The 7,793-nt window shown below is 69.9% G+C and carries 8 protein-coding genes; all 8 read right to left on the reverse strand.

All coding sequences use genetic code 11. The features are described from left to right. Positions 1-182: 182 nt before the first annotated feature. Positions 183-1,592, reverse strand: a complete 1,410-nt coding sequence (locus tag VFS34_09405; protein HET9794666.1) for a hypothetical protein — start codon at positions 1,590-1,592, stop codon at positions 183-185. A gap of 92 nt (positions 1,593-1,684) precedes the next feature. Continuing rightward, positions 1,685-2,500 (reverse strand): Stp1/IreP family PP2C-type Ser/Thr phosphatase, encoded by an 816-nt coding sequence (locus VFS34_09410; GenBank protein HET9794667.1) that lies wholly within the window; start codon positions 2,498-2,500, stop codon positions 1,685-1,687. A 7-nt stretch (positions 2,501-2,507) separates the two neighbouring features. After that, positions 2,508-3,131 carry a J domain-containing protein gene (locus VFS34_09415; GenBank protein HET9794668.1) on the reverse strand — a complete coding sequence of 208 codons (624 nt, stop codon included), beginning with the start codon at positions 3,129-3,131 and terminating at the stop codon, positions 2,508-2,510. Positions 3,132-3,201: 70 nt separating this feature from the next. Then, positions 3,202-4,266, reverse strand: coding sequence for a hypothetical protein (locus VFS34_09420; GenBank protein ID HET9794669.1), 1,065 nt, complete (start codon positions 4,264-4,266; stop codon positions 3,202-3,204). After that, positions 4,263-5,129: a helix-turn-helix domain-containing protein gene (locus VFS34_09425; GenBank protein ID HET9794670.1), complete on the reverse strand. Its 867-nt coding sequence runs from the start codon at positions 5,127-5,129 to the stop codon at positions 4,263-4,265. Before VFS34_09425 ends, VFS34_09420 begins: the two co-directional genes overlap by 4 nt. 17 nt (positions 5,130-5,146) lie before the next feature. Next, the gene (locus VFS34_09430; protein ID HET9794671.1) at positions 5,147-5,830 is read right to left on the reverse strand and encodes a hypothetical protein; all 684 of its coding nucleotides are present in this window, start codon (positions 5,828-5,830) and stop codon (positions 5,147-5,149) included. Then, positions 5,823-6,815, reverse strand: a complete 993-nt coding sequence (locus VFS34_09435) for a YpdA family putative bacillithiol disulfide reductase (GenBank protein HET9794672.1) — start codon at positions 6,813-6,815, stop codon at positions 5,823-5,825. Before VFS34_09435 ends, VFS34_09430 begins: the two co-directional genes overlap by 8 nt. A gap of 237 nt (positions 6,816-7,052) precedes the next feature. Continuing rightward, positions 7,053-7,793: 3-deoxy-7-phosphoheptulonate synthase (aroF, locus tag VFS34_09440; GenBank protein HET9794673.1), on the reverse strand; the 741-nt coding region annotated here is incomplete at its 5' end.

Below are 7,793 nucleotides of genomic sequence, written 5' to 3' on the forward strand. Positions count from 1 at the left end.
ATTTCGCCGGTTACGTCGCCGCATTCCGCCTCGAACAACGGCCCACTCGAAGGCGCGTCGAGGCGCGAGCCCGGCGAGATGCGGGTCGCCCGGCCCGCGGCCGAGTCGTACCGGTGGCGTACGGCGAGCGCCGCGGGCGGACGCCACGCGCCCGTCCGGCTCGATGCATCGCGGTGCCTGTTCTATTTGGCGCGGAGGGTGGCGCGGAACGCTCTCGCCATCGCCCCGTCGGCCGTCACCGCCCATACGTCGTAGCGGTAATAGCGGCCGGGCGTCGCGCTCGTGTCGACGAAATCGTAGGAGGCGCCGTTCGGATCGTCGAGCTGAGCGGGAAGGGACTCGGGCTCGGCCCGGACGACGCGGCCGTCCTCGGTGACCTCGCTCCGCAGGATGGCCCATCCGGAGAGGTCGCGATGGGAGGCGGTCCGCCACGAGAGGACGACCCCTTCTCCCGGCTCGGTGCGGGCTTCGGCCGAGAGGCCCGTCATGGGGAACTCTTCCTCCCGCAGCACGGACGCGGGAGAGGCGAGCAGCGCTCCTCCCTCCTCACTCCCGAGCACGACCCAGTCGATCCGGGAAACGCCCGATGCGGGAAGCGTCTTACGGTCTCCGGCCGAGAACGGCACGATGTCGTTCGGGAGTCCGTCCTCGTAATGGACGACGGCGAACGCCCGCGCGCCGTCCTCCGGCCACGCGACGTTCCAGCCGCCCGTCCCGGACGGGAAGGTGGTGAACAGCCTCCACGACCGGGCCGGAGGCGCCGCGGCGTTCAGTCCGCCCGTGGCCAGATCGGTCTCGGTGAGCCGCGCCGGGTCGCCGATCACCTCGTCGGTTCCGTAGAGGCCCGCGAGCGCGCGGTAGAGCGCATCGCCGGGGGATCCCCCCTGCTCGCGGAAGGCCGTGGCGAAGGCCGCCAGGGAAGCGTTGCCTTCCGCGACTCGCCCGGTCCAGACCGCGCGGACGAAGCCGGGTCCGGCGTCGGAGGCCATCTGCCGGATCCACTCCCCCGCGAAGAGCTCGGCGCCCGCGGAATCGAGCGAGTGCTCCGGGGCGGCCCCGATCTCCCTCAGTTCTTCCCGGTCGCTTTCGGTGAGGTCGCGACCGAGCGAGATCGCGCGGGCCGCGGCGGAGACGACTTCCGAAGGCGCGGAGGGGGCGAGAGCCCTCAGGACGACGACCGCCGCCCCGCGGACCGCCTCGGCAGCGGCGTCGGCAGGCGCCCGGCCCGCCAGGTTCAAGGCGACGACCGGGTTCCCTTGACCGGACGCGCTGAAGACGTCGGAAAACGAGAGTCCGTACGCGGCCGTCGCGATGACGCGAAGGGGCTCGGCGGACCGGAAGGGGACGTTCCAGTCGGCGCCGTCGAACGCCGCGCGCAGGCGCGCGTCGAGCTCGCTCGCGAATGCCGCCGCGTAAGCCGGATCGAGGCGCCGACCGGAGACGACCGCACGGCCGTCCCAGATCGTGAGGTCCGCGGCCGCGCCGCTTTCCGGCACGCGGACGACCGCCGGAACCGCGACGGACGACCCCAGAAAGGCCGAACGCCGCCAGGGCGCGGCCGAGGACACGCCGGCGACTGCCAGCGCGCACACGGCCGCGATCGGCCACGGTCTCGCTATCCCGAAGCGCATCCGTTGTTTACGATAGCCTTCCTCTCCGGCGAAGTCAATCGCGGGATCGGAAGTTATACGACGGGGCCCGTCTTTTCGTTGGGATCGCTCGCCCGGGAGGCGCCGTCCCGGACTTCGACGACGATGGCGGTGATGTTGTCGAGGCCCCCCCTGTCGTTGGCGCGCTCGATCAGGTCGCGACAGATGGCTTCGGGATCGTTCCCGGTGCCGAGCACCTCGGAGATCTCCTCGTCCGAGAGCATCGTCGTCAGCCCGTCGGAGCAGAAGAGGTACTGGTCGCCGGTCTGGAGATCGAGCTCCTGGAGCTCCGGCACCACGGTGGGCCCGCCTCCGAGCGCCCGCGTCACGACGTTCTTCAACGGATGGGATTTCGCCTCCTCCTCGGTGAGGATGCCCGTGACGATCTGTTCGTGCACCCACGAGTGGTCGTCGGTCAGGCGGCGCAGCTCTCCGCTCCGTCGGCGGTAAGCGCGGCTGTCGCCCACGTGCGCGAGCGACATTCCGGAGCCGTTCAGGATCCCCCCGACGAGCGTCGTCCCCATGCCCTTCAGCGACGGCTGCTTCGCGACGGCGGAGATCACGCGTTCGTTCGCCTTCTCGACCGCCACCGCGAGCCGGTTGCTGTTGAAGCGCCACTGGTGGTTGTACTGGAACGGCCAGGTGCTCTCCATCTTCTGGCTCGTGTCGGTGATGAATTCCTCGATGGTATCGACCGCGATCTTCGCCGCGACCTCCCCCGCGGCATGGCCCCCCATTCCGTCGGCCACGACGAAGAGCCCCTCGGAGAGGTCGATCACGAACGAATCCTCGTTGTGCTTCCGTTTCCGGCCGATGTCGGTCAACCCGAACGCCCGAAGATTCATCGCCATCGCGTGCTCAGGCCTGGGGCGCGCGGTGGGCGCGCGCCTCCTCGAGACCGCGTCGCACTTCCGCCGAATCGGGCGTCCACCGCATCGCCTCGAGGTAACACTTCTCCGCCCGCGTCCAGAGGCCCGCCTGGCGGAAGATCAGCCCGGCGTCCTTCAGGAAGCTGGCGTTGTGCGGATCGATCCGGATCGACTTCTCGATCGCGGCGACGGCGTGCCGCATCCGGTTCGGGAAGCGCGACGCGGCGAGGGCGAAGTGATGCTGGATCTTCGCGTTCTCGGGATCGTGGTGCATGGCGAGCTCGAAGTTCGAGAACGCCGAATCCCACCGGCCTTCCCGGTACTCGTCGACCCCGCGGGCGAGATACGCCTGGGCGATCGCCTGCGGGTCGTCGGCGGAAACGACCTTGTTGTCGAGGTCGAAATCGTGGGCGGCGCGCCTCTCCCGGTTCGAGAGGATGTTGTAGGCCTCCGTCAGCGCCTGGAACTCCGCCTCGGCGCGGGGCTTCTCCCCCGCCGGAAACCGGTCGGGGTGCCGTTCGCGCGCGAGGTCGCGGAAGCGTTTCCGGATCTGCTCGTCCGTCGCAGTCCGGTCCACTCCGAGAACCTGATAATGGTTGACCGATCGAGCCATGCGTTCGATTCTTTCGGCGATTATCCGGCATCCGGAGCGCCGGGCGCAAGCCCTTCACCGATCGCATCCCTTATTGGCGCTTGATGATGTACAGCTTGCGCGCGGTGACGCGGACGGCTTCCGGCAGATTCCGGTCGTTCATCGTCGCCTTGAGGTCGCGGATCCGGAGGAACTTCACCAGGCGCATCCCGACTTCCGGCGGCACCTTCGGATTTCGGACCAGGGCGAGCACGACGCCGTATTTGCGCACCCAGTCGGGCTTGGCGGCCATCCGCCGGTAGACCTCTTCGTCGACGTTCCGCATCGCCGCGAACGCCTCGAGCTCGACGTCGGTCAGGAACGGAGACTTCAGGACCGCTTCCCACACGGGTTTCAGAACGGAGGTGATCAGGACGCGCCGCTCCTCGCGAGTTCCCTTCGTCGCCGTGTCGATCCGCTGGGCGACCGTCATGTACGCGAGCCGCTGGTGGAGGGCCATCCGCCGCTCTTCCGAGAGCTCCTCCTCCTCGCCGCCGGACGGCTCGGCGAGGTCCGCGGAGTCTTCGGCGGGCTCTTCCTCCTCGTCCGCCGCGGCGGCCTCGGCGGCTTCCCTTTCCGCCGCTTCCCGCTCGAGCTGCGCCCGCCGCTCCGCTTTCTCGAAGAATTCCTCCCGCATTTCGCGGAGGAGACGGCGCGAGTCGGCGGTGAGACCGGGGTTGGATTCGAGCGCCGCCAGGACCTCGGGATCGGCGAGCAGGCGCTTCTGGTTGACGACGAGCGATTCTTGGACCGAACCGGACGCCGTCTTCGCGATCCGGGCGAGCACCGGGGCGGGCGTATCCGGATTTCGGACGATCTGCTCGAGAACGCCGGGGTCCTCCGTCACCGCCGCGAGCGCTTCGATCTCCGCCGGAGAGAGCGACACGAGATCGAAGAGCAGTCCCCATTCGTCCGGAGACACCCGGAGGAGCGATCGCCGGGCCTCCTCGGCGATCTCCGGGTCGGCGGCGCGGCCGAGCGCGAGGAGGGTGCGGAGGCGGTCCTCGATTCCGAGCGGGAGGAGACCGCGGGCGGCGAAGATCCGGAGACTCCGGTCCGCCGACCCGTCCGCGAGAGAGGCGACCGTGAATTCGGGCTGGGGAGGAGCCGAGCTCATTCCGGACGCGAGAGCATCGCGTTGATGCTGTCGGCGTCGAGGCGGAGATCCCGCACCACCTCTCCCGCCTTGCCGAGGGGGGGAAGAGTCCTCCCGTTGACGGCGACCCGAAGGGCGCCGGCGTTGCCGGCCGTCACGCGAAACGACGTCTGCGCCTCGAACCGGCGGCTCTCGCCGGAGCGGATCGTCCCCGAAAACACCGGTCGCCCGTCCGAGGAGATCTGCGACCAGCATCGGCTGTCGGTCGACAGGGCGAGCGTCAGGGGCGGCGTCACGGGCGGGGCTCCGCCGGGGGCGGGCGGCGCGGACGAGGTCGGCGCGGCGGGACGATCCGGCTCCGGCGCGGGAGGCGGCGCCGGAGCGGTCGCGCTCTGGGGCGCGGGAGCGGCGCCGGTCGCCGGCGGAACCTGACGGATGTGCGGAGAGAGCGCGACGGGCGGAAGAGAGGGCGAGCGCGGGTCCTCCGTCCTCGGACGGCGGGCCGAGCGCCAGATGGCCGCCGCGATCAGGACGGCGACCGCCGCCGCGACGATTCCGAGGACGACCGCTCGAAGGGACGGCCGCCGGGAAGCCACGAAGGCGTGGCCGGAGACCTTGCCAGCAGACGCTCCGGTCGTCTCGGAGAGATAGGCGTTCACCATTTCCTCGGGATCGAGCCCGAGGAAGGTCGCGTACGCGCGGATGAACCCGCGGGTGAACACCGGCGCCGGCAGCTTCGCGAAGTCGCCGCGCTCGAGCGCCTGGAGATGCCGGACCGAGATCTTCGTGGCCGCGGCGATGCTCTCGAGAGGGACCTCCCGAAGGAGGCGATGCCGCTTCAACTCGTCGCCGAAGCCGGTCTCCGCGGGCTCTTTTTCCGACATGGCTGGGGGGAATGGTATCAGGCGGGAAGGATCCGCCCCGTTCCGGTCTCGGTCCGAAACGCGAGCGTGGCCCGGGCGATCTCGAGAAAACCGGGAGCGCGCCATCGTTCGGCGCAGATCTCCCGGAGGTCGCCGAGCGGAATCACGGAGAGGAGCCCTTCGGCGAGCGGGAGCGGAGTGAACCGGTTCCGCGCGACCGCCGCGCGAACGGCGATGCGCAGACCCCACACGGCATCGAGCGCGATCGCCTCGAGCGAATCCGGATCGCGGCCCGTGATGGCCATGAAGACGACGTCCCCTTCCACCGCAAACCGGTTCCGCAGGAGGGCGCGGACGGTCGACGGCTCCCCCGACTTCCTCAGGACGGCCACCGTGCCCGGGCCGGCGATCCGCGCGAGCTCGGCGCGCTCGGACGCCGCGAGTCCGGGAACGCGGCGAAGGATCTCCTGGTCCGCGGCCCGTCGCACCTGCGGGTGAGCCCGGGCGTCGGCGGAGATCCAGGCGAGGTCCCGCCAGAACAGCGTCGGGACGAGGGACATCGCTTCCCCCCGCGGCGTGCGCGGGTGCGCCGCGAGCGCCCGGCGAACGACGTGGAGCTTTCGCGCCTCGGGATCGCGAAGGAGCGCGCGGACCTCCTCGGCCGAGAGGTCGCCCCCTTCCCGGCGGCCGAGGTATTCGCGTTCGCGCTTCGCGCTAGACATGGACGGCGCGGCGCTGCGCGATCGCCGCGGCGATCGCCGCGGCATGGTGGCGGCTGTTCTCGATGAAGATCCGCCCGGTGTCGGTGCCCGAAAGCACCGCGCCGGCGAGATACAGCCCGGGCACGTTCGACTCGAGCGTCGCGGAATCATGCTCCGGCTCCCGCCGTTCCCCGCGCAGGGAAGCGCCGCAGCGCGCGAGCAGCGCGAAATCGGGCTCGTATCCGATCAGCGGGAAGACGGCCTCGGCGGGAACGAGGACCTGGCCCGAAGGAGTCTCGACGAGCACGGCTTCCGGCTGGATCTCGGCGACCCGCGAGTGGAACAGCGCTCGGATCGCGCCCGCGCGGATCCGGTTCTCGAGGTCCGGCTTGATCCAGTACTTGACGCGCTCCGAGATCGCGCCGCTCCGGACGACCATCGTCACCGACGCACCGTGCCGGTAGAGGTCGAGAGCCGCCTCCGCCGCCGAGTTCTTTCCCCCGACGACGACGACCTTTCGACCGTGAAACGGGTAGCCGGAGACGTACCGTTCGTGGACGATCGGAAGATCGCAGCCGGGAACGGCGAGCCGCTTCGGGTTGTGGAAGAAACCCGTCGCGAGGACGACCGCGGAGGCGCGGACCGCGCGCGGCTGCCTTCCGCCGAGCGCGAGGAGGAACGTTCCGTCCGGCTGGAGCGCCGCGGAGAGGACCTCCGACTCCGGTTCCACCCGGACGGCGAACTTCTCGGCGACGCCACGGTAGTACGCGAGCGTCTCGAGCCGAGTCGGATGCGCGTGCGGCGTTCCGAACGGCACGCCCGCGATGTCGAGGAGATCGCGGGTGGAGAACCAGACCATCTCTTCGGGAAAGTGGTAGATCGAATCGAGGATCGCGCCCCGGTCGAAACAGACGGCCTCGATCCCGCGCCGGCCGAGCTCGACGGCGCACGCGATCCCCGTCGGCCCCGCACCGACGACCGCAACGGGAAGCGGATCGTCCGCCATTCGGCGCATTTTAGAGGATGGCGGAGGCGGCGCGAATTCCCATTTCCCTCGCCCGGGAGATCGCGTCCGCTCGCGATGACGACTCGAGCCACGCGATGCGCGGCGCTGTCGCGATGGACGCCGGGGATTCCGGACGGCGGTCCGCTATTCCCGTTCCGGGGCACTGGCCCTTCGGCCGTCCCGGTCCCGTCCCGCATGGCTCGATGGATGGTTCGCGCCAGCCGAAGAAGAAAGAATCTAGATTCTCTTCCCCACCGCCGGCGCGACGATCCGCAGGGCATCCATCAGCTTCGAAAACTGAACGGGCAGCAGCGACTGCGGCCCGTCGCACAACGCATGGTCGGGATCGGGATGCACCTCGATGAGCAGGCCGTCGGCCCCGGCGGCGGCCGCGGCGAGAGCCATCGGAGCGACCTGCTCGCGGTGCCCCGTTCCGTGCGACGGGTCGGCGACGATCGGCAGGTGGGAGAGCTTTTCGACCACCGGAATCGCCGAGATGTCGAGCGTGTTCCTCGTGTACCGCTCGAACGTGCGGATTCCGCGCTCGCAGAGAATCACGGCGCGGTTGCCTCCGGCCATGACGTACTCCGCCGACAGCAGCCATTCCTCGATCGTCGCCGAGAGGCCTCGCTTCAGGAGCACCGGCGTCCTCAATTTTCCGAGCTCCTTCAGGAAGGTGAAGTTCTGCATGTTCCGCGCGCCGACCTGGATGAGATCGACGTACGGCAGGGCGTCCTCGATCTGCGAGGCGTCCATGACCTCCGAGACGGTCGCCAGTCCGAATTCGTCGGCCGCCTCCCGGAGGATCTTCCAACCCTCGATGCCCATTCCCTGGTACGAGTAGGGAGACGTCCTCGGCTTGAACGCCCCGCCCCGGAGGATCCGCGCGCCCGCGCGGGCGACGGCGCGCGCGCTCTCGAAGACCTGATCCCGCGATTCGATGGTGCACGGGCCCGCCATGACGACGACCTCGTCTCC

Source organism: Thermoanaerobaculia bacterium (genome assembly GCA_035717485.1).
GTDB lineage: Bacteria > Acidobacteriota > Thermoanaerobaculia > UBA5066 > DATFVB01 > DATFVB01.

What these genes read in the sequence shown, in the direction of transcription:
- VFS34_09430 (HET9794671.1), bottom strand. Translation starts at nt 5,830, where the DNA reads ATGTCTAGCGCGAAGCGCGAACGCGAATACCTCGGCCGCCGGGAAGGG.
- VFS34_09410 (HET9794667.1), bottom strand. Translation starts at nt 2,500, where the DNA reads ATGGCGATGAATCTTCGGGCGTTCGGGTTGACCGACATCGGCCGGAAA.
- VFS34_09425 (HET9794670.1), bottom strand. Translation starts at nt 5,129, where the DNA reads ATGTCGGAAAAAGAGCCCGCGGAGACCGGCTTCGGCGACGAGTTGAAG.
- VFS34_09435 (HET9794672.1), bottom strand. Translation starts at nt 6,815, where the DNA reads ATGGCGGACGATCCGCTTCCCGTTGCGGTCGTCGGTGCGGGGCCGACG.
- VFS34_09415 (HET9794668.1), bottom strand. Translation starts at nt 3,131, where the DNA reads ATGGCTCGATCGGTCAACCATTATCAGGTTCTCGGAGTGGACCGGACT.
- VFS34_09420 (HET9794669.1), bottom strand. Translation starts at nt 4,266, where the DNA reads ATGAGCTCGGCTCCTCCCCAGCCCGAATTCACGGTCGCCTCTCTCGCG.